Origin of the sequence: Candidatus Pantoea gossypiicola, from assembly GCF_008632075.1 — a bacterium.
Classification (GTDB): domain Bacteria; phylum Pseudomonadota; class Gammaproteobacteria; order Enterobacterales; family Enterobacteriaceae; genus Pantoea; species Pantoea gossypiicola.
Genome location: NZ_VWVM01000028.1, coordinates 1 through 24,920 on the forward strand (window position 1 = coordinate 1; position 24,920 = coordinate 24,920).

Consider the following 24,920-nt stretch of genomic DNA (forward strand, 5'->3'; position numbering starts at 1 on the left):
TCCACTGTAGTCAGTAAACGCCGTTATTCCGGTCAGCTGAAGACAGCAGCTGCTGTGCTGATTTTACCTGTGCTTGTGTTAATTCAGATTTTTCTGCCGTCAGCACATAAAGGCCGGACGGCCTTTCGCTGGCCATCTGCCATCCACAGCGGTTAAACAGCGTTTCCAGCCCCTTCACGCGCCCGGTCAGGCGCGCCATTAACGGGCTGACCTGCCAGCCGTCGTCGTCAAACGCCGCGTCCAGGCTGGTCCGGGACACGTAAATGCCGTTGACATCAGGATTCAGGGCAGCGGCATGGCGTCCCGACCACTCCCGGTCGCTGAGCAACCGGTAAGCCCAATGCATGTCCTTCGCGGTCTCCAGGGCATACGTCAGCCGGAAAAGGTCGTTCTGCTCCAAAAGCGAGCCGGTGCAGGAGCGCCAGAGGTAGTCCAGCTTGTTGGCAAGCTTTGCTCCGGCCCCGTACCGGCGTCCTTGCTTAAGCAACCATTCAATGTCGGGGGCAACTTCGCGTGGAAAGCGGTGCTGCTTCATGGCGGTGGCAAGCCAGCGGGTCAGAAAGAGGTTTTCCTGTGCCGGTGACCGCACATCACCGTTCTGTCTGGCCAGCGCAAGCGCCACCAGGGCGCACCATGCCAGATGGCCCGATTTTTCTGTCCGCGTCACTGCCCGCCCTTTTCCTTATTTATTTATCCCGCAAAATTTTGGCGGGTTTCCGCTTACGGTCATGCTGACGTATTTTAACCTGAACGACAACAGAGTCGCATCCGGAACCGTCTGCATCCATTTATCGCATGGCCACTCGTTTTGCACGTACTGTTCCGTACACGCTGTCAATGTAATCTGTCAGTAGCATTGTGTTGATTGTCGGTAGTTTATTCTGGCTCCAGGCAAAGAAACTCAGAACCTCTCTCAGACGTTCCCATAACTTCAAAGCCCCGTCGTTTAAGCATTCCTGACATCAGAACTGATCCCGGATAACACTTTGCCGTTACGATATGTGATCGATATTCGTCAAGGGCAATGGACAGCAGCCGGGTGCCACAACCTTTACCGCGCATTGATTTTGTGATGTTGATTGTTCGGATTTCGGTACATGGTCTGCCGGCCAAATCCTGCACAGCACATAACCATAAGAAACCAACTTTCCTGTCATCGGATTTGCGGAACAGCATGAGAATGGAATGGCCGGTGTACTGGCCAGAATCATTCATCCGGATGAACTGCCGGATCTGTTTTTCAAAAATCTTGTTACTTTTTGGGTAAGCGTCACACAGAGACCGTCTGTGCAGAAGACTCCTGTTCCGGGAAAATAGTGTCCATCATTTTTTAATGGACACTATCGCGTGAAACACCGGACATGGCTCCTTGAGGCCCTTCACCTCCATTTTGATGAAAAACTGTCGCGCATTGAGGCGGGACGCCGGTTAGGTATCCCCAAGACCACCGTCTGCGATCTCTTCGTACGCTTTCGCAAATCCGGGCTACCGTGGCCCCTGCCGGTCAGCGTCAATGCCGGAAGTCTGGAAAAACGCCTTTATCTGCCGACATCATGTAAAGGCGCCGTTCTGCCTGCTGCCCCGGAACCGGCGCCCCGCAGGCGGTCACGTCGTCCCAATTTTCCCCGCGAATTCAAAATTGCCCTGGTGGAGCAATCGATGCACCCCGGCGTCAGCGTGGCACGGCTGGCCCGTGAGAATAATATTAATGACAACCTGCTGTTCAACTGGCGGCGTCTTTATCAGCAGAGACTGCTCGCTGCACGAACGGATGCGCCAGCCATACTGCCCGTCACGCTGACTGCCGGCACCGGCAGCCAGGCCCTGCCGTCCGGCGTTCCGTCCGGGGAGTCATCCTGCTGCGAACTGGTTCTGCCCGCCGGTACGCTGCGTATCGGTGGAGCACTGACGCCTGAACTGCTGCAGATGCTCATCCGGGAGATGCAGGGGAGTTCGCAGTGATATCACTCGTTGCGGGTTCCCGCATCTGGCTGGTTGCCGGCGTGACGGACATGCGCAACGGCTTTACCGGCCTGGCGTCCAGGGTACAGAACACGCTGCAGGATGACCCGTTCAGCGGGCATCTGTTCATCTTCCCCGGGCGTCGCGGCGACATGATCAAGGTGCTGTGGGCAGACCGGGACGGCCTGTGCCTGTTCACCAAACGCCTGGATCGCGGTCACTTCGTCTGGCCAACTTGCATTCTTTGAATTAAAGAGGAAATAATTCAGCTTTTATGGTTTTGTGGAGTGCGCAAAAATGTTACAATGTTTAATCCTTGTGGTGGAGGATGGAAATATAGACACGCCATCGTTTACATATCTCTATGCGACTCCTTAAGGAGTGCATTAAAAAACATGCTCATGGTTACCCTGATGAACGACACACGGTTAAGAGATAAAATCGAGCATGTCAGTTCCGTACTAATGTTGTAACACTATAACAACGCATGGTTTCAGTATGTCTAAATTATTTTACCTTATTATTTTTTTTCTGTGCCCTGCATTGTATGCAGAGGAAGACGTACCGAAAACAGACATAAAGATTAGCGCTGAACAATATTCTGCCATGTTGGGGCGCATTGATTTTGCATGGTCTGATGATGTCACTATGTCCCTGCCGGCCTATTTGCTCAAGGGAGCATCACAGGTCAGTCTGGGAGTTCAGTGGGCAGATACCTGTTCTCCCGTCAATGGTTCAACAGGGTTAAACATTAAGGTTAAGGGTTTCAGGAATAAGGATGAACAGGCTGACAGTCTGGAATTAAGCAATGCGTCGCTTTTTTTTACGACAAAATTATGGCTGAGTGTCTCTCAAAGTGGCCAGTCAATGTCGACGAAGCAACAATACGAATGCGATGTAAAGGGGACTGAATACTGGCCAGTAAGTATCAATAACGCTACAGTCAGTAAATTAATATTAACCTTTGAAATTGCTAGACCTACCTGTAGCATTTCAACACTTAAGGCTGTTAAGCTGCCACCTGTGTCCAAACTCAGTCCGAGTTCATCAGCTGAGCTTCCGATTTCTGTAGACTGCAGTGATTTTACCTCGTCCCCTACTGTCTTTTTAACGCTCAATGGTGGACAGGCCAGCGATGATGGCAGTCTGTATGACGATAGCAATATTACCATTGAAGCGATCAGCGATAAAACCGGACTGCGCTGGAAAGCTGACGGAATCGAAAAATATCCTGTTGGGCGAGTAGATACAGTCACAAAGATCACCCCGTTGGTCAGATCATCTATTAAAGAAGGAGCTAACGCTGGTTCGTATAAAGCCACAGCGACGATAACACTTGGCGTGGAATAATATTTCAGGTGGCTGAATGACCAAACCGTAGTTAACGACGGTTCATATCTCTCCCAGCACTCCACAAGAAGGGTGTTGCTGTCATCGAGCCTCACTGACGCGCCCGGCATGGGAAAATACCCTGTCAGTGCACGGTTCCTGCCTGCGTTAACTCCGGAAAGTTCACTCGCGATTACGTCGCCACTACGCGCCATATGCTGCTGCGTTGTCATCCGCTATGGCTGCCGGACGCGACAGAGAATCACTGCTTAGTTCCTCATCACTGCCACAAAGAAAACTCTGCACTTTTTCCAGTGTTCAGGTTGGCGGCGGGTCCTGGGGGCAGGGAATTCGATAAGACGCTTTTAACCCTTGCAGTTCTTCTGCCATATAGGGAAAAGCATATTTTTTCACTTCGGGTTGAGCCTACAGGCCGCCTCAGTAAGAAATCGGGCACTGTTATTGAGGATAACCGCTTCAAATAACGCCACCTTGGAAGGGAAATACTTATAGGGGTTTGACGGTCAATCGTGTAAAAAACCACGCTAAGGCAATAATCCATTGTTTAAATTGAAATTTAATGGTCTCAACTCTCCCCTCAGAATATCCTCCGGCAGCATGAACGTATAATGCCCCAGCATATTGATGTGCCCGTGCATCAGCGGTGACAGGCGGGCAATATGTTCATCCTCTGGCGTTTCCCCCATAATCCTGAGATGTGAAAGCGCTTCCTGCATGTAAAGCGTGTTCCACAGCACTACCGCATTCGTAACCAGGCCCAGCGCACCAAGCTGATCTTCCTGTCCCTCACGGTAACCCTAACTGGGCAGCCACATAGCGCCGTACGCCAGCAGGGGTCTGCATGAGATCATTCAGAAACGAGCCCAGAAAACGGGCGGTGGTGAGCTGAAGAGCAATGCCAAACCGGTTATGCCTGCCCCGGCGCTGATAAACGAAATCCAGGTCGCGCTCATCAAGATGAAAATACTTTGCCAGCTGAACTTCCTTTGGCTCGGCGACATAGCAGCCATAATTCTGAATCTGGTCATCGATCAGAAAATCACTGGTCATTCGCGCATTTCTTTGATATCCGTTCTTCGTATCCTATTTTTGGCAGTATCAGATATTATGATATCTGATACCCGTCAAAACCAGAGTGGAAACAGGTATCACAAATCGCATTTTATACATTATGATACACTCATGTATCATAATCGATTTGTGAGACTGAAATGGCGTTACTGGGCTATGCCAGGGTATCAACCAGTCACCAGAAGCTGACGCTCCAGGTGGCTGAGCTGAAAAATGCCGGTGTGCGGGAGGACCGAATTTTTACCGACATGATGATCGGGGCTACAGACGAACGAGAAGGGTTACAGCGGCTGCTTGGCCGGGCTGAAAAAAATGACATCATCATCTGCACCAAAATGGACCGGCTCGGCCGCAACACCGCTGACATGATCCATATCGTGGATGCCTGCTATAACCAGCCAAAATCCTTCAGACGATCAGTAATCTAGCATTGAACATCAAAAAGTAAAGCCTTTACTTCAGCAGCCCCTGTTCACTAAGTTCCCGCTCGATGAGTTTTTCAATGAACTGGGCCTGAGTTATCCCTTCCTGATCACACAGCGCAATCATGCGATCTTTAAGAGGGTTACGGATAAAGACTTTCACTTCTTTGTGTGTAATCCGCTTTCGAGCTACAGCCGCTAACTGCTTCTCAGAAGCAGTTAGCGGATTACCTTTTCGGTAAGAACGCTTTTCTTTCGATGAGGAAGTTACTGCATTTTCGACTTGCGACATCTCTGCCTCCTCAAGGATCAAACAAGGATCGTTTCGCGGAGGATACTACAGATTCGTGAAATCAGCGACTTAACTTTACGCGAAAGTGTGAGCCATGTTGGCGCATGACTCACCTGAATAGATGTAGATTGCGAATCAAATGACGATGCTTATTAGTATGAAGAATGCCAGTCAGTTCCCCCGTCCCAGCGCGACTGCATGAATGAAAGGGTTTTATTCATGTTCATTCTGTATTTTTCTCTTCTCTGCAGTTATCTGTTCATATCGTGCACGGGCGGGGTGGCTTCCCTCGCCGCCCTGCGCTGTCGTTTAGCATGCTCCTGAGCCCTGCGCGCCACCGCATATGCCGCCTCCTCCGCACTCACCGGTGCGACTGGTTCACCGGCAAGGTTTTTACGCCACGCGCCCACCGTCATGGCACCCAGATACGCATCCGAGCGGGTGACGGCGGCAAGGCAGCGTTTCAGCGTCTTCACGGAGATATCCAGCCCGCGCTGACGAATATCATTTACCATCGTTTCCCGGATGCTGACCGCCAGGAGCTGCGGCTGGCCGTCCGTAACGAGGGCTGGCCAGCAACGTTCCAGGAGCGCGATCGCGTCCGTAAGCGGCATGACCTTCCGGTAAACCGGTTCCGGGGCTGGTCTGCGCATGGCCTCCCGCTCCTGCGCCTGTCGCTCTGCCCACAACCGGGCTTTCTCTGCTTTTCGGGCGGCCTTCTCATCTGCCTGTGCCTTTTTCGCGCTCTCATCCACCGCCTGCTTCCTGACCTTCCAGGCAGGAGTCGTGTTCACCACCACGGTCTTTTTACGCGTGACCAGGCCCGGTCCCGCACTGTCCGGTTCACTGTTGTTTACGGCACGCTGACCTTCTGGCTCCGTCTTATGGCGCAGCGTCAGCGTGGGGCGCCCCTGCACTTTCATCCTGCCTCCGGATAAATCTGTTTCACGTGTATTCTCCTGACTGACCCTATTCTGACACGGCAGATATCACATCACCATCAGTCCGATGACGGCCAGGTGCACCGCGTAGAACAGCGGGAAAAATTCGCGCGGCCAGAACCTCGGCACGCGGCAACAGGTCCGGCTCAGCACCGTCAGGGTAACGCCGGGTATCACCAGACCCGCGATGGCAAAGGCAGCGCTGTCCGCAGCATTCAGCGCGAGTGTCGCCAGCGCCAGACACAGCGCCAGTCCCGTGCGCGTGGTGCGCCGGCCCGCCATACAGACGCCGCAGGCCAGCATCAGCATGACTACCCCCGCCAGCCCGTAGCTTCCCGCCGAAAACGGCAGCCAGGCCAGAACCAGCATTAGGGAGAGCGGCCACGCACGCGGCCCGTGCCGCTGCATCAGCGCCAGCGCCTGTCCGCTGACCGCAAAGGCAAACAGGATATTGCCCAGGTCCGGGCGAAGCCCGGCCAGTATCCAGCCGCCCTGCGCCACCCCGGCCCATATCCAGAGCCGGTTCAGGGTGCGCTGCTGAATCTGCGGATGGCGGGCGAGGTTCATGGCCCAGACCAGGCCAAAGAGCGGAAACGCTCCCCGACCGGCTAGACGTAGCCAGTCATTATCCAGTCCGCACAGCATGCTGATGTGGTCGGCCACCATCAGGAGCAGCGCCACGGTTTTGATAAGGTCAGTCTGGCCCGGCGTCCACACAAGCAGACGCTGCAGCCAGCAGTCGGCCACCACCACAAGAGGGAACAGCGGATGGTTTTCAGTGCGCATATCAGTCGCCTCCCAGGGTCTTTTCACGCTCAAGGTCGCGCACCGTTTCGCGCTCCATCTGCTGCAGGCGGTCCCGCTGCACGTTCTCGCGCACCACCTGAGACACCGCCTCATCCCGGCGGCGTTCTTCCGGCGCATCCGGCAGCGTGAGGGGAGATGCCGGCGTTTCTTTTATCCGATCCATATCCCGCACCACATCCCGGACGGCGACGTCAGCCCCTCCGGCCGGCCTGTCGCCGCTGCGGGCCATCTCGCGGACCGCCTCTTCAGCACGCTTATCCAGCTCCCGCTGCACCTCAGCCTCCCGGGCCTGCTGCGCCAGCAGCTCCGGCGGAACCGTCTCTCCGGGCTGCGTACCGGTGCCGTCGGCCCAGACCCGACCGCCGGTAATAGCGCCAGGGTTCCACGGTCGCGCCTCGCCTTCGAGCCGCACCACCACGCCGCTCTGCGGATTCTCCCGCGCGAGCCGCACGCCCTCTTCCATATCCCGCGCCAGCAGCGACTCGCCGTTACGGCTGACCTGCAGACCCGCAAACGCCGCATCCCCGCTGCCCATCACCCGACCTTCACCGCCCAGCCCCTTAAGCTGCCCGTCTCCGGACGTCAGGGCGCTCAGCCAGACGCCCGCCTGCCTGCCGTTGCGGTCAAAAGCGGGCAGCGCCACGTGCGGCTGCGGGTATTTACGCCCCGGCGAAATAAATTTCGCCATCGAGCCCTCGGGCTGCAGCCCGGCCTGGCGCAGCGCAGCGCGACCGGCAGGCACCTCACCCAGCGCTTTTGCCGTCGCCGTCAGGCGGGCGGCATTCGCGACAGTACGGTCGCCGCGCGGCTCGAGAATGTCATGCGCCGTACTTTTCGCCTGCGATTTTTCCATCGCGGCCACCCACTTATCCCGGTTGTCGGTATAGACCTGCGCGTGCTGCTTCATGCGGCTCAGCGCCACGTAGGCTGACTCGAAGCTCACCATCCGCTTACGTCCGCCGTCCGTGCCCTGCAGGGAGATGGAGAAGGGTTCGCTTGCACCCTGTGAGCCTTCAACGGTGACGGCATAGGCCAGGTCAATGTGCTGTTCTGCCTGCTCCGCTGACGGCGTGAGCGTACGCGTCTGTTTTCCATCCGACAGCGTGACGCTGTCACCTTTTATCTCACTGACCGACCAGACGCTGTTGGCCACGAAGCCCCGCTCGTTGTCGCTTTTCGAAAAGCGCATCCGGTCGCCCTCCGATACGGTGATGGTGTCCTGACGGTAGAGCGTGACGCCCTCTGTCGCCGCCTGCGCGGGCGACAGGCTACGGGTGTTGCCCTGCGTATCCTTCAGCGTCACCAGGTGCGCACCCCCGTCCAGCGACTCAATGTTGTAATAGGTGCTGTCCAGCAGGACCAAGCTGTCGCGGGACGCCTCCCACGTTGCCATGCGCCTCAGCTCCCCGTCGCGGATATTGGCAGGCGTAAGGACCGGCAGCGTGACCTCTTTTTCACCCACCTCACCGGCATCCTGACGGGCGTCATGAATCATGGCGTTCACCTGGCGGCGGTCGGCGTTCAGGGCGGTGATAACGATGGTCTGTGCCTGCGCCTCCGGCATGCGCCCCGTGTAGTCCTTCACGATGGCCTCCAGCAACGTCGCGGGCTGCCCGCCGGGCATCATGTCGCCGGCCGCCACGGCTTTCGCGATGGCCTCCTCCCGTTCGCGGCTAAACTCCATGACGGAGCTGTCCGGCTGCCAGGCATCCGCCCTGCGCGGCACCTGTGCCGGCACCACGCACTCAATGGTCGTCAGGGCGCTGCCGATATCGCGGTTAATCAGGCTGTAGACGGCAGGTTTAAGCTCCGGCGTCTGGCGAACAATCTCCTGCATCACCGCCACGTCAATGGCGCTGCGCTTCTGCAGCAGGCGGAAGGGCTGGCCCGGGGCAATGGACTGCAGCTGGTCGGTATCCCCGCTGGAGACCGCGCGTCCCCCACCCCCGGCAATCAGGCTGTACGCCTTCGCCATGTCGGCGTTACCGACCATCGAGCTTTCATCCACGAGAAACAGGACGTTGCTGAAGTCCGGTCGTTCGCCGCCGCGCAGCTGCTGCTGCGTGTCGTGAATAAAGGCCGTCAGCGTCTGCGTTTCGGGTACGCCCGCATCTCGCATCTCGCTCACCGCCCGGTGGGTGGGGGCCACGCCGATAACCCGCGGCCGCTCCCGTTCCGGCAGCGTGCCGATGGCCGACATGACCGCCCGGAACTGAGTGGTCTTACCCACGCCCGCGTAGCCCTGCACCAGGGTAAAGCGGTCGGGGGATTCAGGTATCATGCGCGTGGCGTTCCGCTGCCCGTCGGTCAGGCCCGCCAGCTGCGCGTCCGGAACCCTATCCATCAGCGGGGTGACGGCCTCCTTTCCCTCAAGGACGTGGCGGATAATGCTTTTTTCAGCGTTGTACGACTGGCGTGAGACCAGCAGCTGCAGGCCGTTTCCCGGCGATACCGGCACCGATAGCAGGGCGCCGCTGCGCACCTGCCGGTCCGCCTCCTTTTCGATGGCCTGCAGGCTGAGGCTGTCCTGCTCAAATTCTTTCGCGGCGGCCATCAGCTGCGGCTTCGTGAACGCCAGGCCGTTCCCCTCCAGCACCGGAATGGCCAGATGGATAGCCTGCTGCTCCGGCGTGTGCAGCCCGGCTTTCTGGTGCGCCAGGGCATCATCGAGCCTGTCATGCCCCGCCGCATCCTTAATCTGTTCAGACACCACGCTCCAGGCAGACTGACGCGACAGCTTCTCCGTCGTTTTCTGCGCCGTCTGCGCGGAATAGAGCTGCACCGCCCGGCCGCTGAGCGCCAGTCTGTTCAGCGTGGTGTTATCCAGCTCGCGCTGCGACAGCGAGGCAAAGACCGTGGCGCTGTCGCTCACCGAGCGGCCCGGCGACTCCACCCAGCCCTGACCCACCTTCGCGGCAGTAAACGGACTGTCACCAGCGGGCAGGACCACGTCCGCCTTACGCCCCGGCAGGCTGACGACGAGCCCCGCCTCCCCGAGCGTCTTAACGGTCACCGTATCGCCTCCCTTGAGCCGCGTCCCCTGCGCCTGACCCAGCACTGCCAGACGGTCGCCTTCGGCCACCTGCAGCGTGCCGGTGCGGTACAGCGACCAGCTGCTGTTGAGTTCAGACAGGCGAGTCACCCGCGTCTCACCCTGTGCGTTGCGCAGCGTCAGGCTGTTGTTGCGGCCCGTCACGCGGTCAATGACAAAGCGTTCCCGGCTGCGTGCTTCGGCATTCCAGCGCTCCATGACCATCCCCTCCCGGTAGTGGTCGCGCACCTGCTGATGGCGGCTGTCGAGCCAGACCGGCTCCAGCGTAGTGATAGTGACCTCCCGCTCGCCCAGCACCTTTTCCGCCTTAAGCGCCTCGCGGACAGCGCCTGCCAGCACAGCCTGCTCGCGCGGGCCGGAGACCTGCGCCACGCTGTGTTCACCTGCGCGGACGCTTCGGGCAAAGTCAGCGGCCAGGCGGTCATACCGCTGCCGCCGGTCAGGCTCGCTGATAACCGAGACCTGCGTCTTCTCACCGCCCTGCCACGCGAGCGTGCTCACTCCCGCCTCCTTCATGACGGTGAGGGCGCTGCCGGTCCCGGTGCGCTGGCCGCTGTCGGCAATCAGCAGCTGGACGTTATGGCGCAGCGCGCCGTCGAGCAGCGTGAGCGTTTCTTTCAGGGTCAGCTTCTCCCCCTGGTCCACAATCAGCGTGCTGCCGGGCGTAAAGGCCATGCCCTCCGTCAGCCCCCGCCTGTCGGTGATATGCTCGCCACTGAGGCGCTCATCCTGCATAAGGGCGCTGCGCGAGCGCCTGTCGGCGGCGATAATCTGCACGTCACGCCCCTGTTCGCGCGCCATCATCGTCAGCTCCGCCACGCGCTCACGCTGGCCGGCCGCCCCGCCCTGACCCGAAATGATGGCCACCGGCGGACGGTCCTGGGCCAGAACGCTCACGGCATCGCTGTATGACCGGCTGCGGGGCACTCCCTTCTCCGGAAAAATGTCGGCCTGCCCCGTCCGCTGTAAATCGCGGGTCATCGCCGACACCGACAGCTCATCCAGCACGTGGATGTTCGAGGTAAACAGCCCCTTCTCTTTATCCAGCGGGATGAGCTGCTCATTTTTTATCGCCGCATCGATGCCGTCACGCGCCATCTCCACCATGCCCGACCGCGCGGGCAGCTGTCCGAGGGTGGTGGCCAGCAGTTCGGAATACGTGAACCGCGCCCGCCGGTCGCTCAGCATCGCAATGGACTGTCCGACGCTGCTGTTAATATCAATGGCTTCAGGCGCCGTGACGGGAATATTCCCCTGCACAACCCGCAGGTCTGCCGCCTCGCGGTAGGCTTTAATGTCAAACCCCGTCTCTTTCAGGGTCTGCATCCACTCGGCCATGCGTTGTTCGGGGTCAACCTTCTGCTTCGACTGGCGGGTGTCGAGCGCCGCCACGTCGCGGGATTTCAGGGACGCGTCATCCCCGACCGCCTCGCTGATGGTCCTGCTGCGGCTGGAATACGGCTCCGTCGGTACGCCCTTCAGCTCCCACATGCCGTGTTTGCCGACCGTCTCAGTCTCATAGCCCATCGCCGCGACGTCATCCTTCAGCGCGGCACGATACAGGCGGCCAAAGGCAATCTGGTTCGCGTAGATATTCTCTATAAACCCGGTTTTGCCCACCCTGTCGCTGCTGAGTGTTCGCCACTCATCGCCATGCTGAGTGGCATTGGCCACCACGGCGTGGGTATGCAGCTGCGGCTCCTGGTCGCGGCTCGTATCGTGGTTAAACAACGCCATCACCAGGTTGCCGGTCAGCTGCGTCTCGCTCCTGCCCTCCGTCATAACCCGCGTGGAGGCCATCGCCTCTATCTGCTTAATGGCCGTATCCACGGCGCGATTGTGGGCCTCAATAAGACGCTTGTCGCCACCGAGCATCGCCATCACGGAGACACTTTTGGGCGCAGAGAAGGTGAAGTCGTAGCCCGGACGGTGCTTGTTCGCCCCGTCATGAGTCCGGCTGAGGTCGCTCCCGTCCGGCAGGCGTCCCTCCAGAACCTTTGTAAAGACCTTCTGGTCCACTCCGCCGCAGAGCCCCAGCGCTTCAGCCCCTTTTCCGGCCCAGCGCTCGCCCATACTGCCGATAACGTAGTAGTTGTCCTTATCGGTGTAATAATTGCCCGCGCTGCCGGCGGATTTTACCGACCCGATGCTCATCATCAGATGTATCCTCCCTGGTGCTTACCCTCCCTAACGGAACGTATATTCCATTGACATATACAAAACCACCAACCATAATGGATATACACCGCGTATATCCCAAAAAAGGAGAGAGTCATGCATACAACGCTTTTTTTGAGTAACCGGACCCAGGCCGTCAGGTTGCCTAAATCGATATCCTTTCCGGAAGGCGTGAAACACGTTGAAGTCATTGCCGTTGGCAGAAGCCGGCTCATTACACCGGCCGGAGAGTCCTGGGACAGCTGGTTTGACGGTGAAGGTGTCAGCGCTGACTTTATGAACGTCAGGGAACAACCCAAAGAGCAGGAACGGGAAGGATTCTGATGCTGAAATTCATGCTCGATACAAATATCTGTATTTTCACCATTAAAAATAAGCCAGAACACGTCAGGGAACGCTTCAACCTCAACACGTCCAGAATGTGTATCAGCTCCATCACCCTGATGGAGCTGATCTATGGTGCGGAAAAAAGCCAGGTGCCGGAACGTAATCTTGCAGTGGTGGAGGGTTTTGCCTCCCGCCTGGAGGTCCTGGACTATGACGCGCAGGCAGCGATACATAGCGGGCAAATCCGGGCTGAACTTGCCCGCAAGGGAACGCCTGTCGGACCTTACGACCAGATGATTGCCGGACATGCCCGTAGCCGCGGACTGATAGTTGTCACAAATAACCTTCGCGAGTTTGAACGTATTCCGGGTATCCGAACAGAAGACTGGTGCTAGTACCTGCATCAAATGTACCCTCCCGGCTCCAGATCCTTTTCAGGCGCCCGGTGAACGTTGATGTTCACTTCTTCACGACGCTGCCTATCCTGAGGAAACAGTTCGTCCTGCTCCGCCTGCCACGCCTCCCATGCCGCCATATCCACCACTTCACCGCTTTCACTGATGCCGGGCGGCAGCTGCTCAGCCTCTTCCGCTTTTGTCTTCAGCTCAGGCTCCACGCCGCCGACGCCTGCTACACCCGCTACGGATGCCGCGTCTGCAGCGCGGGGCGCGGGCGTCAGTTGCTGTGGCTGCTGTGGCTGGCCGTCATTCTCTGCACTGACCTCCGGCGCGATAACGTCGGCATCCGGTTCAAAGAGCATGGCGATGCTGCGGGATTCATGCTCACGTGCAGCCAGCGCGGCATTCAGACGTTCTTCCGCTTTCCCGTCGATGGTGCGCGGAATGAATTCCGGTGCCACCTTTGGACGCTGCTGATACTTCAGCGCCATCTTCACGGCAGGATAAGGTCCGGGAAGCGTGACGTAGCAGGAGAGATCCGGCAACGTCTGGACGTCGGAGTAACTCACCAGAGTGACGCGCTCCATGTCCTTGCCGACCGAGGTACCGTCGCGTACCGGGTCCACACCGTAGGAATACTGCTCGGATGCCTTGAGGATTTCTTTCTCACCAATTTCACCGGCGGCGAACTCGGCGATATTGCGCGACGGCGAGCGGAAAAAGGCACGGGTGTTCAGCACGTCGAACAGCGTTTCCGCCGGTTTCTGCCCGTAAATATCTTCCAGCTGGGCGTAGGACTGGATGCCAATGACGTAGCAGCCGCCAAACTTACGCGCCTCCGGCAGGATCTCAACCAGGTCCGGCAGCTTGTGCAGGGTCGGCAGCTCATCGGCAAAGATCCACACGCGGCGGTTACGATTTTCCCCCATCGCCAGCAGCCCGCGAATGGCGATGGACAGCCACATGGAGATAACCGGCTTGAGAGAAGCGTGGGTGTCAGCATTGGAAGAGATAAACAGCCAGCCGTTTTTACCATCCTCACGAACGCCTCGCATCCAGTCGCGTATGGTGAATGACTCGCCGTTATTTTCGATGCCCTGCAGGTAGCGGATGGCCTTGACGTAGTTGGTCAGCACGGCGCGGATGGAGATGGCCGTTTTCTCGATTTTCTCTTCCACCAGGTTCGCCGCCGGGGAGTTTTTCAGGTACGAGCGCAGCTTCTCAATCTTGATGGAAAGCAGCGTGTCGACCAGCTTGCTGTAGCTGCGGTCCTTATCGTTGCGCATCAGATAAGCGGCTTCGGCAAAGATGGTACGTCCCGACCCCTGCCAGAAGGGGTCTTCCTTCGTGCCCATAGGAATAAGCGTGTTGGAAACGTTGTCGAAGTCAGGCTGTGTCAGGCACTCCCGCCACAGGTCCCATGCGGCGCAGCGCGCATCCAGCGGGTTAAGGATTTTATCCGTGGCCGGATCATAGTAGCTTTTGACGAACTCACAGGAGCGGTCATACACGATGACCATATCGCCACGCTGGCGGGCGTAGTTCATCAGACGGCGGATAACTTCTGATTTACCGGCCCCGACAGTGCCGTGCAGACAGAAGTTCTGGATCTCCGAGTCCTTAATAAGCGGCAGCTCACCGATTTTGATGTCGGATGCGAGACCGTCGCGCCTGAGCATTTTCGCCACCGCTTTCGGGTCGTCAGTCAGCTGGCGCCCTCCCGTTATCTCATCCTCACTCTGCTGTTTACCCTGATGGCCCAGAATCCAGGTGGTGGCAAAGAAGGTAATAACGCACACCACGGCCGCGATGATGGCGGCAAGAATAAAGGCCGTCCAGACCTGGTCGGCGCACCACTGGATATATTTGTCCTGCAGTATTTGCTGCGCGTTGTACTTCAGCTCATGGCCGTAATAACGGATGGTATAGACAGGCTGGGATTTGAAAATATCGCGCATGGGGGCCAGCGTCTGACACCAGTAATAAACCATGCCGTTCACGAACGTCTGCCAGGTCAGTTTGAGCGACAGCGTAATCGCAACAATGACGCCGAAGAGAATGACGAGACAGTACACGATGATATTGGCGATCTGACTGAACATACGGATACGCATGCTCGCGATCTGACCGCCCTGGGTCATATCTTTAGCATTAAAACTCATAATGTAGGTCCGATGGAGTGTGCCGTCACAGACGGCAAAAGCAAACTATTCCGGCGTTGCCGGCAACCCTTTATGACCGCACAAAGAATTTGCTCAGCCATAAAGCGTTAGCGTTGAAAAACGAGAGGTTGTGCTCCAAACAGGGCGGTGGGTCCGCCCTGCTGATACCTGTTAGAGAATATTAGCGACAGATTTGGCCAACTGATCTTCCAGGACCGGCTGTGCTTCCGGGAACTTCAGGTTGACCTTGTTCGCGTTAAATACGATACGGGTCTGGTACTTATGCTGATCTCCCAGCTCTGAGCTGGTCTGGATTTTAGAGCCGGAGGTACCCTGGCGCAGGGCCGCAACGTTATCGGTGGTGACAACTGCTTTGGTGCGTTCGGCAATCTGCACGTCGGTTATCATGGTGTAGTTAACATCCTCAACCATCGCGTCCGCCGCCATACCAGCCAGCCCGGCAGCAAGGCCCACGCCCAGTGTCGCGCCCGCTGAGCTGGAGTTGTATGCCGTAATGCCCGCGCCGAGCGCAGCCCCTGCTGCTGCCCCTTCGTAACCACGACTCAGCCAGCTCTGGGCGTCTCGCAGGTCCATTTTATCGGCTTTGAGCACGTTGGCCTGAATCCAGTAGTAGGCTTTATCCGGAGAGGAGACGACCTGATAGCCTTTAGCTTTTACCGCGTCGGCAATTTTACCCTGTAGCCCGCTCATGTCCTTGTCGGAGGTATTTTTGATCTGCAGATAAACGGTGCGTTCCGAGGAAGGCTCCAGCCAGATGGTTTCGCTCATCTGAGTTTTAACCTCAAGGTTACGCTTCTTGATTGCTGTGCTCATCGCGCCACAACCTGAAAGAGCCAGAGTGGAACTGACCAGAGCAATCACCATTATTTTTTTCATTTTCATAAAAACTTCCTTGTTGTAGTTTATATATACTTTTGAAATGTCGTATAATAAAAAATGAGTTTTGTTCACCATAATAAAATGCGCAGGGTATTTATGGGATTATTTGATAGTAAACTAGATGTCACCACCATCACTCATTTTCAGATTTTTACTTCGGTCCCACCGCAAATTAAAATCTTGAAAAATTTTGGCCTTGTAAAAGCCACCACATCAGAAATAACCGCCAAATACCGTAATGAAGATGATGAACTGCTTTCTGCTCTTTTTACCGAAGCAACAAAATTAGGGGCTAATGCAATCATTAATCTACAGTATATTTCTGGTTCATATCAGAGAAACGGACATGCCTTTGTTACAAGTTATCTAATAGCTACTGGTGATGCTGTTCTACTGGAGGATATATAATTCAGCTATTTTTATCCTGATACTCTCTGGCCTTGTTAAGAAGCTCATCCGGGGTGTCAGCCCCCGGCAGTCGCTCTTGGGCAGTTTTTTCTTCATGATACTTACGATTTTGGGATAACTCTTCCTCTTTATGATGATTCTGTAACCCACTATACTGCTGTTTTATGTCTTGCTCCTCGTCACGAATATTTCTACCCGTCGTATTAATTTCTGAACGATACCCGGAGATGGTATCTTCAACCTGATCTTTCACATCATTACGGATATTATTGTCCTGCGTTCTTTGGTCGATAATATTTTTATGGGACTGGTAGTCAGCCATAACAGCCTCTTTTTTTCCGCCCGAGGAAATACCATCCATCGAAGCCCCAATTTCCGAGCGCCCTGAGGAATAGACCGCATCAATACTTGGTTGAACCTGCTCCTGAACGAACGACCAGGCAAGCTCTCTGCGCTTATTAGCCACTTCAGGTGAAGACGTATCTGTCAGCAGCGTGTCGGCATCATGTGGGGCCTGTTTACGAACATACTGAGCAAACTGCTGGTTCAGGTCTTCATTAATCTGGCCGCTCATGCTTTCAGTACGGGACGCCATTTCCGCAAATTCCTTGCTGCGTGCCTGGCTGGTCGAGTACTGTTCAAGGCTTTGTTTTGCAGAGCTCAGTGATGCGGACAACTGGTCCGCGCGTGAAGCTGCATTGTTATCCGTATGGCTGCCGGACTCACTGACTTTGCGGCTGGTAAAGTAATCACTGGCTTCTTTAAAGTCCTGAGAGGCTTTGGCGTCTACATCATGACGGGCATCCTGACTAACTCGAGAACCATTTGATGCGTTATGAGAATCATTATCTTCGAAATCTCGCCCTGCTTTAACTCCGGACTGTCCTCCGACCTGAACACCAGTACCCAGAACACTAACCCCCATGCTTCCCTTAACATGAGCATCACCGTAAAACCCAAGTGAATCACGTGTGCTTCTGGTCGCCAATTCCTGAGTCGCCTGATCATTACTGATGTTATGCGCTTTCGCATAACTCTCGACCGCACTGCGCATCTTACTGGCCATCATGGAGTCCTGCGCGCTCATCATGCTATCGGCGCCCTGCGTCATCGAATCGCTGCCTCCCCGGTTGGTGCCAAACTGGCTGAGGGTCTGCCACGTGCTTGACATGCTGCTACTAAAGCTCTGCATCGCGCTCTGGGACTGAGTCTGGGCCTCGCGCGCCATCTCCTGCTGCGCTGAGGCCAGTTGACGGGCAAAATTAATACTCACGGGCAGCTTACTCGCGGCCTGGGTGGAGTCAGTCACGGTACTGCCGTCACGCATCTGTGTGGACGTCGCTCCGTTGCCCAGCTGCTGACTCATCTGGCCAAACATGGTCGAACTGTTGGTATTCCAGCTGTTGCCGCTCACGTTCTCGGTCTGCATGTTGGCGTATGAATAGTTCCCGTCGATTGACCCTGCCGCCGCCGTTGCCGCCGGACTGATGGCCGAGGACGCCAGGTGGCTGTAGAGATTCGAGAAGCTGGAGCCCAGACCTTTCAGCATCCCCCATGCCAGTGGCGGGATAAGCATCGACAGATAGCCCGCCGTGGTGGCCAGATCCGAGTATTTAAGTTGCACCTGCGACAGCTCAGAGAGCACCACCGGCGAGCCGTTGGCTTTCGCATAGAAGGTCATGCAGCTGTTGAGGATGGCGTAAAGCAGCGGCCAGCTCTGCACCCACATGATGGCCAGCACGTACCCCTTCAGCACGTTAAGAGTGACGGCGTTAAACATCCCGCCCAGCACCATCAGGGGGAATATCCCGATAATCAGACCGACTATCAGCGTCTGGGACATGGGCAACGAGCGCAGGGCCACCTGCCCGACCGTTGCGTGCGCGAGCCGCTGCTTCTCCATTGAGGACGTGGTGGCGATGTTGAGCAGGCTCGAGGTATCGCCGTTGCGGGCCGCATAGCCCATGATACCGTCGCGCAGGGCATTCATCGTCACGTTCTGGCGGATAATTTGCGAGGCGCTCTGCCCGGAGTTATAAAAATAGTTATAGCTTTCACCGAGCATCTGGCTCAGGAGCAGGTCGGGATTCGGACGTCCGCCAAACAGCCAGCGTGCGTAGTAGCTCCAGCTTTTTCCTCCGGTCTGGGTATCAAGGCCCAGTTTCTGTTTGAGGATCACTGCGGCTTCTTCGCAGGATAAAAACGCCTTTATCTCCGTTTGTCCGTTATCACCGCTGGTCGTAAACTTCTTATAGTTCTGTACCTGACGCAGCGGACTGGGTTTAGAGAAGATAATGGTGTAGGGGTCGGTGCTGTTCATCAGTTCGTCCAGGGTGTACTTCCCGTTGAGGAAGATGTCGCCCATCACGCAGTTCTGCACATAGTCCGCAAAAAGCGTGGTGATTTCAGGATTTTTTGACAAAAAGTCTGTGCTGCACGCGACCAGATTCGCGCCGAACAGCATCCCGGTCTTGCTGTAGGTCACGCTGTCCGGCTGAGAAAAGACCATCTCATAGCCCTGCACCAGCGCGTGCCCGATGGTGGTCGTCAGCGACGCTGGCAACGCCAGCCCGACGGGCACGTTGTCAACCTGATAAACCTTCGTCAGATCGCTGTTGTCAATAATCTGTACCGGCGTGCGCACGCTCACAAGAAGAGACATCAGGACGATGGTACCTATCCAGCCCAGCATATCCATCACGTTGTGACGGCGTATCCAGGTGATGGCCACGACGAGCACAGACAGCGCGGTCACGATCCGGCGGATAATGACCCAGTTGTCCGTGTTCATAAAGGCCACAATGGCGTTCAGCGTCTGGCTCAGCCAGTCGCCGCCCGCGATAACGTAAATCGCCTGCATCAGCGCGCCCCCCCGAAGTGATAGTTGTTCTGATAGCGCTGCAACATCCGCGCCGAAACCTGCTGGCGCATGTAGCTCATCTGGCGGTCAACAACCAGAAGCGCGTCCTGCTGCACCTGCACCTGCGCCTGGAAGGAGGCTATCTGTCGCGTGGCCTCGTTGAGGTTGTTATTAATGCTGTCGATAACGGCCTGGTCATAGTTGCCCGTTGCCATCAAGGCGCGCGCCTGCTGCACCATCTCCTGGATGTACTGGAGCAGAATGTCGTAGCCAATATAGTCCGTCAGCTGGTAGACGAGGCTGTCCGAGACGCCCAGCATCATCGGGTCCACCAGGTACTTGAACACCGGGATAGTGGTACCGGAAATAAAGCCCTTCTCCTTCTCGGTCAGCTTTGTGTCGGTTGCAGCCTTGTTCTGGATGCTGGAGAGAATGTCCTTGATCTGATTTTTCAGCGCGTTCTTTTCGGTAATAGTAACGGTCGCGTCGGCCACCACCTTCAGGCACTTCTCGCTGTCGTTGCAGTGGTAAATTTTCGCGGTGCCGCCCTCCATCACGGCCTTAATAATGTCACGATCGGTGGTGCGGGCAGGCAGCGGCGTGATGTTACCCTTCTCGTCAAAAATCAGGGTGCCGGTGAGCGTCATGATGAACTCCCTGAGTTCTTTATTCCCGCTGAACATGCCGTTCTTGCCGAGCGCATTCCAGATGATATTGATGTTTTTAGTGATGCGCTCTTTATCGGCGGTACCGGCCTTGTCGCGCACCTTGTCGAGGCTGCCGCCCACGGTGCAGCCCTGGCGGGATGCCGCCCAGTCCGCAAACATGTTGCTCTCGCCGGCAATGTCCTGGCAGACCTTCTGCTGGGAGACCTGGGTGCGCGGAAACAGACCGCCGACAATCCCCTGCGCCGCCTGGCAGGAGCTGAGGTTCATGCTGTTAATATCGCTGGCCATCTTCTGCAGAAAGTCTTTTGCGGTCTTGATTTCCGGTACCGTGGTCTGCAGCGCCAGATCGAAGAAGTATCCGGCCGCATTGGACATAATCTGCTTGGCGAAACGCTGCAGCTGATCGCTGTTAATAAAGCTGAAGGAGCCCAGATAGGCATCGATGCCGCCGCAGCCGGCGTTGATGTCGGGCAGCGTCATGGAGATAAGCTGGACGGTTTTCACCTGCGCGCGCGCGTAGAGTGAGCCGCCAGTGGCGTAACCCGCAGCCTGCCCCTGCCAGACCTGAGGCTGGCTGGTGTTGGACGCAAAGCCTAGCTTATTAAAGAAGGTATTCATGTCACTGTTCACGTCGGCACTCACGCTCGCTGAACACGCAAGAAGGAGGCCACACAGTATGGAGAGAGGTTTACGGACGAACATCGGCATCCTCCCGGCTCGCCTGCAGGGCGAGTTTTCCCATTTTTCGTTTTAGTATGAACATTTGCCCTTTCGTATAAAGCGAGTTCAGGATTGCATAAACGCCACCTGCAACGGCAAGCCCGCCGCTCAGCGCGATAAATATCAGTGGAATGGCGTACATCAACACGTTCCACAAATCTTTCAGCTGCAGGTGACCGTCCCTGAGCCAGTCGCCGACGCAGGCATCGAAAACGTATGTCATAAAGACGCGCGACAGCACGCCAGCAATGAGCAATATGCCCGCCCACTCAGCATAAACGCCGAACCGTGCGTCATCTTTCCGTGCCCTGAGCGCGATTAACTCTGGCGTCGTAGCTCTCTGAAGCATTCCGGAAGTCATCATGTCGTGTTCCTCTGCATTGTTCTGATCAGCCATTGTTACCCACTCCGCGTATCTGAAGGACCGTATCCATACGGGCCATAAAGCCCTGTTCGTCGGTTGCGCCCTGCAGCAGGGGCAGGGCTTCAAGGGTGTTTACGTTGACGAGAAAGGTGGTTGGCGTGGCCACAGGCAGGTTAGGGAAAAAGGTTTTCATCACCTCCGGCGGCGCGGGCAACGCATCGGGAAAGGACGCATCCCCCTGACCGTCGATGGTGTAGGCCATCACCCCAAACCCCACCCGTGCCGACAGCGACTTCAGGACCGAATCAAACTGGTGGCAGTACGGGCAGTGTCCCTGCATAAACAGCACGACCTTCCAGTCGGCCAGATTGACCTGGCTGCCGTTGCTGAGGCGGTACCAGACCGGCTGCTTCGCCGGAAGTGGCTTAGCTTCAGGGTCTTCCGGGGATGTAGGCAGAGATCCCGACGCTCGCGCCCCCTGTGGATGCCATAACGATTTGATCTCGTCCATTGTGGAAGCCTGTGTGGCCAGACTGAGGGTCATGAGCGCCACGGTAAACACGGTATGTCTAAGGTTCATGTCGGCATCCTCCGGCATCACGGGCCTTTTCGGCCTCACGGGCAGCATCAATCCAGCGGTTGATAATGCGGTAGCCCCCCCAGAGCACCATCGATACGCCGATTATCTGCGCCAGAAGAATGGCCATCTCCGGCTCGCGCCGGACCAGGCGGGAAACAATGTGAAACCATATCCCAAGGCTCAGCACCCATAATCCGGGCACGTCGAACTCAGGCAGGCGAAAACGGAATTTACGCATGCGAACTCTCCCTGTATTAAAAGTTGGGGGCAAAATCTGTGGAAACGTTGAGGAACTGCTTCGCCAGGTCATCCTGGCTGATAAAGCCATACGAGACGGGTTTGACCGTCCCGCTTTTAGGGTCGGCCAGCATCAGCGCCGGGAAGTAACGAATACCCAGCCGGCTGGCCTGTCCACCGTCCATTCGGGTATCCGGCAGGAGTGGATTCACGATACCGTCCACGGAGACCGGAATGACGCTGAGGTGATACGTTTCGCGGAAGTTTTTAATGACCTGAACCAGCTGGCCGTCGATCGGGTCCTGTCCGCGGTAAAAGAACATCACGCCATAGTGCTGAGCCAGCGTTTCAATGGCGCGGCGCTGGTCGGCAAAGTCCGCCGCCAGCTGGTTGCGCACGGTACCGTTGTAGTGGCTGTGCTGCAGGTTGTAGTCCAGCTCGGGGTGCTCGAGCATCGCCTTTTTAGCACTCATCGAGAACAGCCCGGCCTGCTGCGTCCAGTAGTTCTGCAGGCGGAAGTAGCGGGTAAAGTTCTCCACGCCCGGATACAGAATGGCCTCGTACATGGCGCGCTTCGTGGCCTGCTGAAGCGTGGCAAGCTTCTCCATGATGTCCGGCGAGGCCTGCTGAGGCTGTGCTGAAGAGGATTTGTCGTCCTCCGGCGTTCTGTGCGATTCGTTGTACCACTGCCAGCCGGCATCTTTTCCTGTGGCGGAAAAAACGCTGCCAAGAAGCAGCAGCGCTAACGCTGTCTTTCTCTTTTTCACTGGAACCTTCCTTATCCCGAAGCAGGTCGGTTATCGTTTGAAAAGCGGGTTTAACAGCCACGCCAGCAGAACTCCCGCCACGAAAAGCACAATCATCAGCGCCATAAAGAACACATCGATGCGCGATGTTTCATCAACGATATTCCCGCACCAGTAAAGCACCGGTGAGGCGACAATCAGGCTGATGATAAGGCGTCCAGTAAATCCTTTAATTTTCATGATGGAGTGTCCTGAGTGGGTGATGAGTGGCTTACTTTTTGTTCTTCAGCTGTGCGGCGATTTCCTCGCGGACGCGCTTCGTCAGGGTGTCGTTATCCGGGATTTTCTTGTTCTTTTGCAGATCGTCGAAAAAGTTTGAGAAGTCGAGCGCTTCAAAATTAATTTGCTGCAGCTCAGTCTGGGTGATGCCGCGACAGTCCGGGCTGCTGGCCTTGCCAAAGCCGACGTGAAGCTGACCGTTACGTCCCTGCTGCTGCACAATCTGGGCAAGCTTTGAGTCAAACTGACAGTAGCTGCGCTTCTTCTCGAGACAGACGCCGAGCACTTTTTTTGAACAGAACTCACCGATACTGACCGTGAGCTTATTCTCTTTGGCCTTGCCCAGCGCTTTCTCCTCGCTGCTGCACCTGGCAAGCCCGACGTCCTGGCCCCAGCCGCCGTCTTTACAGCAGTTGCTGAAGCCTGCCGCAAACTTCTTGCAGAACTTCGCGCTGCCGGTAAAGGCGCGCACGTTAACGCTGTTAATGGCGGCCACGTCCTTGCCCGCAGCGGCCAGCGCGGCGAGTGCCGAAACGACAGGTGCAAAATCGTTATTTTTACCGTTCTGCGCCCGCGCACAGTCACCATCAAGACAGAAGGTGTCGCCGCCGCATATCATCACCTGACCGGAAGTACGTGTTTCACAGGAGTACGTCGCGTATTCATGCAGGCAGCCGCTGCCGTCTTCTGCCGTGAAGGCGCAGGTGCGTGAGGCAAGCGTACAGGCCGGATTGTTCATGTAGGTTTTGCAGGTGCCATTGTCAGCAGCCTGGGTCATATATGTGTCTTTGTACTTCCAGCATGCCTGGGTAACCTGGTAGGGCTTGCCCTCAACCACGACAGTCTTAGTACTGCCCGGATCAATACACTCTGTTTTCTTGAGCGTACCTTCGCTTTTGCTAAACGGACAGGATTCACCCCATTCCACTCTGGGTATCCAGACCCGGCTTTTAACCTGCATGATCAGAGTCAGAGTAAAACGCGTTTTTCCGCTGGCCATATCGTTATAAATAATATTGTCGACCGTCCCCGTACAACTGCCGTTTCCGCTGCAGCTACTACCCTGTACGGTTTGACCTTTAGTCAGAGTCAACCCCGTTGCTCCTGTGAGGCCAATAGTGGCATTCCAGCCAAGATTGAATATGGTATTCATAAAATTAGCGCGGGAATTCCAGAGATAATTTTGTGTGGTGACATTCAGGCTGGCACTGTTCACCATACCCGCCTCAGGAGAGGTAAAACTGAAGACGATTTGCTTGCCGGATCGACTAAAATTAAATGAAGTGATGGTGTAGGTTTTAGTCTCAGTGGTTTCCTTCCAGTCACCTGTGATACTGGCTGTCCTGGTACAGGCCTGCTCAACCAGCAGGTCGCGCTCGCAGGTATAGTTGGTGAACTCGCTGCGGCTGATGTTCTGCGCTTCGCACTGCGTCTGCCCCGTTTTGCCGATGAGGGTATCGGCGCGGGACTGGACATCCTGGCTGGCCTTAATAAACGGCGCGTCGGGTGAAATGGGCTCCTTCGGGTTGTTAACAAACGAGTCGGTGACGGCCTTTGTGGCCTCATTAGTAGTCCAGCCAGTGGTACCGTCCGCTTTCAGCGCACCATCACCGGTCGCCGTCACGCCGCCATAGTACTTCTTCTCACCGGGTGAGGCGGTATAGTTGGGAATAGACGCTGAGGGGTTAAAGTTTTTCAGGCTGCTCTCACCCTGCCCCTGTACCTGACGGGCAAAATCAGCCCCCGCCCTGTACTGCGCGTCAGCATCAGCAAATGCATTCACGCCCGCCATCGTGGTGGCGATAGCCACCACCGGCATCAGTATTGCTCTTCTCATCTGGCCTCTCCTTTATTAAGCAACTGGTGCGCTTCATCCCTGCACTCGCCCTTCTCCACCACCTTTTCCAGCGCCTGCTTCAGATGAATATTGCCGCGAATCACGTCGTGGCCCGCCTCGCAGTACACCACCAGGGACGGCACGCTGGCGATCCCGTACTCGCGAAAGCGGGTCGGATCGATGGCAACGCCGCTGGCTGAGCCGTCCTGAACAAGCGCCATCACGGCGGTTGCCGTCGTTTTCATGTCGTTGTTGACCATGCCCCGCAGGGTGGCGGGGATTACCGGCTCCGTTTACGACAGCGCCGGTTCCCGCCAGGGAAGTCGCCCACAGGCAGACACAACTGGAAGAAAAACCGA

23 protein-coding genes and 3 pseudogenes are annotated in these 24,920 nt (G+C 56.5%); 7 read left to right on the forward strand and 19 right to left on the reverse strand.

Going from position 1 to position 24,920, the window contains the following annotated elements:
* Window positions 1-10: 10 nt before the first annotated feature.
* Together F3I20_RS22100 and F3I20_RS24485 are read right to left on the reverse strand one after the other, a co-directional pair.
* Window positions 11-667, reverse strand: a complete 657-nt coding sequence (locus F3I20_RS22100) for a DUF2913 family protein (protein WP_150016047.1) — start codon at window positions 665-667, stop codon at window positions 11-13.
* A 209-nt stretch (window positions 668-876) separates the two neighbouring features.
* Window positions 877-1,215 carry a GNAT family N-acetyltransferase gene (locus F3I20_RS24485; RefSeq protein ID WP_150016046.1) on the reverse strand — a complete coding sequence of 113 codons (339 nt, stop codon included), beginning with the start codon at window positions 1,213-1,215 and terminating at the stop codon, window positions 877-879.
* Window positions 1,216-1,347: 132 nt separating this feature from the next.
* Between F3I20_RS24485 and tnpA the strand changes: the two genes are divergently transcribed.
* The 3 genes and pseudogenes from tnpA to F3I20_RS22120 all read left to right on the forward strand — a co-directional run bounded on the left by tnpA (window position 1,348) and on the right by F3I20_RS22120 (window position 3,312).
* Window positions 1,348-1,962 (forward strand): IS66-like element accessory protein TnpA, encoded by a 615-nt coding sequence (tnpA, locus tag F3I20_RS22110; protein ID WP_150016045.1) that lies wholly within the window; start codon window positions 1,348-1,350, stop codon window positions 1,960-1,962.
* A pseudogene (gene tnpB, locus F3I20_RS22115) lies at window positions 1,959-2,195 on the forward strand (IS66 family insertion sequence element accessory protein TnpB); the annotation flags it as partial. The gene tnpA and the pseudogene tnpB, both read left to right, overlap by 4 nt.
* Before the next feature lie 265 nt (window positions 2,196-2,460).
* Window positions 2,461-3,312, forward strand: a complete 852-nt coding sequence (locus F3I20_RS22120; protein WP_150016043.1) for a hypothetical protein — start codon at window positions 2,461-2,463, stop codon at window positions 3,310-3,312.
* Between the two features lie 524 nt (window positions 3,313-3,836).
* Here F3I20_RS22120 and F3I20_RS24555 read toward each other — a convergent pair.
* Together F3I20_RS24555 and F3I20_RS24560 are read right to left on the reverse strand one after the other, a co-directional pair.
* Window positions 3,837-4,106 (reverse strand): annotated as a pseudogene (locus F3I20_RS24555) (Tn3 family transposase); the annotation flags it as partial.
* Window positions 4,099-4,362, reverse strand: coding sequence for a DUF4158 domain-containing protein (locus F3I20_RS24560; protein ID WP_150016042.1), 264 nt, complete (start codon window positions 4,360-4,362; stop codon window positions 4,099-4,101). The gene F3I20_RS24560 and the pseudogene F3I20_RS24555, both read right to left, overlap by 8 nt.
* Window positions 4,363-4,523: 161 nt before the next feature.
* On the opposite strand from F3I20_RS24560, the gene F3I20_RS22135 reads away from it, so the two are divergent.
* A complete protein-coding gene (locus F3I20_RS22135; RefSeq protein ID WP_223811739.1) occupies window positions 4,524-4,811 on the forward strand; it encodes a recombinase family protein in 288 nt (95 codons plus the stop codon).
* A 25-nt stretch (window positions 4,812-4,836) separates the two neighbouring features.
* Here the strand turns inward: F3I20_RS22135 and F3I20_RS22140 are convergent, their stop codons facing one another.
* From F3I20_RS22140 to traI, 4 genes are all read right to left on the reverse strand, one after another.
* The gene (locus F3I20_RS22140; RefSeq protein WP_150016041.1) at window positions 4,837-5,097 is read right to left on the reverse strand and encodes a replication regulatory protein RepA; all 261 of its coding nucleotides are present in this window, start codon (window positions 5,095-5,097) and stop codon (window positions 4,837-4,839) included.
* 251 nt (window positions 5,098-5,348) lie between these two features.
* A complete protein-coding gene (locus F3I20_RS22145; protein WP_223811740.1) occupies window positions 5,349-6,020 on the reverse strand; it encodes a fertility inhibition protein FinO in 672 nt (223 codons plus the stop codon).
* Window positions 6,021-6,086: 66 nt separating this feature from the next.
* Window positions 6,087-6,824 (reverse strand): type-F conjugative transfer system pilin acetylase TraX, encoded by a 738-nt coding sequence (gene traX / locus F3I20_RS22150; RefSeq protein WP_150019653.1) that lies wholly within the window; start codon window positions 6,822-6,824, stop codon window positions 6,087-6,089.
* A 1-nt stretch (window position 6,825) separates the two neighbouring features.
* A complete protein-coding gene (traI, locus tag F3I20_RS22155) occupies window positions 6,826-12,054 on the reverse strand; it encodes a conjugative transfer relaxase/helicase TraI (RefSeq protein WP_150019654.1) in 5,229 nt (1,742 codons plus the stop codon).
* A gap of 117 nt (window positions 12,055-12,171) precedes the next feature.
* On the opposite strand from traI, the gene vapB reads away from it, so the two are divergent.
* Both vapB and vapC read left to right on the forward strand, forming a co-directional pair.
* Window positions 12,172-12,399, forward strand: a complete 228-nt coding sequence (gene vapB, locus F3I20_RS22160) for a toxin-antitoxin system antitoxin VapB (protein WP_150015785.1) — start codon at window positions 12,172-12,174, stop codon at window positions 12,397-12,399.
* On the forward strand, window positions 12,399-12,797 hold the full coding sequence (vapC, locus tag F3I20_RS22165; protein ID WP_150015786.1) for a type II toxin-antitoxin system tRNA(fMet)-specific endonuclease VapC: 399 nt from the start codon (window positions 12,399-12,401) through the stop codon (window positions 12,795-12,797). The genes vapB and vapC overlap by 1 nt, the downstream gene beginning before the upstream one ends.
* 8 nt (window positions 12,798-12,805) lie before the next feature.
* Here the strand turns inward: vapC and traD are convergent, their stop codons facing one another.
* Window positions 12,806-14,962: a type IV conjugative transfer system coupling protein TraD gene (traD, locus tag F3I20_RS22170; protein WP_150015787.1), complete on the reverse strand. Its 2,157-nt coding sequence runs from the start codon at window positions 14,960-14,962 to the stop codon at window positions 12,806-12,808.
* A gap of 171 nt (window positions 14,963-15,133) precedes the next feature.
* Window positions 15,134-15,865, reverse strand: a complete 732-nt coding sequence (gene traT / locus F3I20_RS22175; RefSeq protein ID WP_150015788.1) for a conjugal transfer complement resistance protein TraT — start codon at window positions 15,863-15,865, stop codon at window positions 15,134-15,136.
* 93 nt (window positions 15,866-15,958) lie between these two features.
* On the opposite strand from traT, the gene F3I20_RS22180 reads away from it, so the two are divergent.
* Window positions 15,959-16,270 (forward strand): heavy metal-binding domain-containing protein, encoded by a 312-nt coding sequence (locus F3I20_RS22180; RefSeq protein WP_150015789.1) that lies wholly within the window; start codon window positions 15,959-15,961, stop codon window positions 16,268-16,270.
* Between the two features lies 1 nt (window position 16,271).
* On the opposite strand, the gene traG is transcribed toward F3I20_RS22180, so the two are convergent.
* The 9 genes and pseudogenes from traG to trbC form a co-directional block, all read right to left on the reverse strand.
* Entirely contained in the window at window positions 16,272-19,130 is a 2,859-nt protein-coding gene (traG, locus tag F3I20_RS22185; RefSeq protein ID WP_150015790.1) for a conjugal transfer mating-pair stabilization protein TraG, read from the reverse strand.
* Window positions 19,130-20,500, reverse strand: coding sequence for a conjugal transfer pilus assembly protein TraH (gene traH, locus F3I20_RS22190; protein ID WP_150015791.1), 1,371 nt, complete (start codon window positions 20,498-20,500; stop codon window positions 19,130-19,132). The genes traG and traH overlap by 1 nt, the downstream gene beginning before the upstream one ends.
* Window positions 20,487-20,915 (reverse strand): conjugal transfer protein TrbF, encoded by a 429-nt coding sequence (locus F3I20_RS22195; protein WP_150015792.1) that lies wholly within the window; start codon window positions 20,913-20,915, stop codon window positions 20,487-20,489. Before F3I20_RS22195 ends, traH begins: the two co-directional genes overlap by 14 nt.
* Complete coding sequence (gene trbB, locus F3I20_RS22200) at window positions 20,908-21,462, reverse strand: type-F conjugative transfer system pilin assembly thiol-disulfide isomerase TrbB (RefSeq protein WP_150015793.1); 555 nt, start codon at window positions 21,460-21,462, stop codon at window positions 20,908-20,910. The genes F3I20_RS22195 and trbB overlap by 8 nt, the downstream gene beginning before the upstream one ends.
* Window positions 21,452-21,700: a type-F conjugative transfer system pilin chaperone TraQ gene (traQ, locus tag F3I20_RS22205; RefSeq protein WP_011901838.1), complete on the reverse strand. Its 249-nt coding sequence runs from the start codon at window positions 21,698-21,700 to the stop codon at window positions 21,452-21,454. Before traQ ends, trbB begins: the two co-directional genes overlap by 11 nt.
* Window positions 21,701-21,716: 16 nt before the next feature.
* A complete protein-coding gene (gene traF / locus F3I20_RS22210; RefSeq protein WP_045379415.1) occupies window positions 21,717-22,466 on the reverse strand; it encodes a type-F conjugative transfer system pilin assembly protein TraF in 750 nt (249 codons plus the stop codon).
* 30 nt (window positions 22,467-22,496) lie between these two features.
* Entirely contained in the window at window positions 22,497-22,685 is a 189-nt protein-coding gene (gene trbE / locus F3I20_RS22215) for a conjugal transfer protein TrbE (RefSeq protein ID WP_150015794.1), read from the reverse strand.
* A gap of 31 nt (window positions 22,686-22,716) precedes the next feature.
* Window positions 22,717-24,561, reverse strand: a complete 1,845-nt coding sequence (gene traN / locus F3I20_RS22220) for a type-F conjugative transfer system mating-pair stabilization protein TraN (protein ID WP_150038325.1) — start codon at window positions 24,559-24,561, stop codon at window positions 22,717-22,719.
* Window positions 24,558-24,842: pseudogene (gene trbC / locus F3I20_RS22225) on the reverse strand (type-F conjugative transfer system pilin assembly protein TrbC); the annotation flags it as partial. The pseudogene trbC and the gene traN, both read right to left, overlap by 4 nt.
* Between the last annotated feature and the right edge of the window lie 78 nt (window positions 24,843-24,920).

Coding starts and splice junctions, on each gene's coding strand:
- F3I20_RS24485 (WP_150016046.1), bottom strand. CDS start 1,215: ATGAATGATTCTGGCCAGTACACCGGCCATTCCATTCTCATGCTGTTC.
- F3I20_RS22120 (WP_150016043.1), top strand. CDS start 2,461: ATGTCTAAATTATTTTACCTTATTATTTTTTTTCTGTGCCCTGCATTG.
- F3I20_RS24560 (WP_150016042.1), bottom strand. CDS start 4,362: ATGACCAGTGATTTTCTGATCGATGACCAGATTCAGAATTATGGCTGC.
- F3I20_RS22135 (WP_223811739.1), top strand. CDS start 4,524: ATGGCGTTACTGGGCTATGCCAGGGTATCAACCAGTCACCAGAAGCTG.
- F3I20_RS22140 (WP_150016041.1), bottom strand. CDS start 5,097: ATGTCGCAAGTCGAAAATGCAGTAACTTCCTCATCGAAAGAAAAGCGT.
- F3I20_RS22145 (WP_223811740.1), bottom strand. CDS start 6,020: ATGAAAGTGCAGGGGCGCCCCACGCTGACGCTGCGCCATAAGACGGAG.
- traX (WP_150019653.1), bottom strand. CDS start 6,824: ATGCGCACTGAAAACCATCCGCTGTTCCCTCTTGTGGTGGTGGCCGAC.
- traI (WP_150019654.1), bottom strand. CDS start 12,054: ATGATGAGCATCGGGTCGGTAAAATCCGCCGGCAGCGCGGGCAATTAT.
- vapB (WP_150015785.1), top strand. CDS start 12,172: ATGCATACAACGCTTTTTTTGAGTAACCGGACCCAGGCCGTCAGGTTG.
- vapC (WP_150015786.1), top strand. CDS start 12,399: ATGCTGAAATTCATGCTCGATACAAATATCTGTATTTTCACCATTAAA.
- traD (WP_150015787.1), bottom strand. CDS start 14,962: ATGAGTTTTAATGCTAAAGATATGACCCAGGGCGGTCAGATCGCGAGC.
- traT (WP_150015788.1), bottom strand. CDS start 15,865: ATGAAAATGAAAAAAATAATGGTGATTGCTCTGGTCAGTTCCACTCTG.
- F3I20_RS22180 (WP_150015789.1), top strand. CDS start 15,959: ATGGGATTATTTGATAGTAAACTAGATGTCACCACCATCACTCATTTT.
- traG (WP_150015790.1), bottom strand. CDS start 19,130: ATGCAGGCGATTTACGTTATCGCGGGCGGCGACTGGCTGAGCCAGACG.
- traH (WP_150015791.1), bottom strand. CDS start 20,500: ATGTTCGTCCGTAAACCTCTCTCCATACTGTGTGGCCTCCTTCTTGCG.
- F3I20_RS22195 (WP_150015792.1), bottom strand. CDS start 20,915: ATGGCTGATCAGAACAATGCAGAGGAACACGACATGATGACTTCCGGA.
- trbB (WP_150015793.1), bottom strand. CDS start 21,462: ATGAACCTTAGACATACCGTGTTTACCGTGGCGCTCATGACCCTCAGT.
- traQ (WP_011901838.1), bottom strand. CDS start 21,700: ATGCGTAAATTCCGTTTTCGCCTGCCTGAGTTCGACGTGCCCGGATTA.
- trbE (WP_150015794.1), bottom strand. CDS start 22,685: ATGAAAATTAAAGGATTTACTGGACGCCTTATCATCAGCCTGATTGTC.
- traN (WP_150038325.1), bottom strand. CDS start 24,561: ATGAGAAGAGCAATACTGATGCCGGTGGTGGCTATCGCCACCACGATG.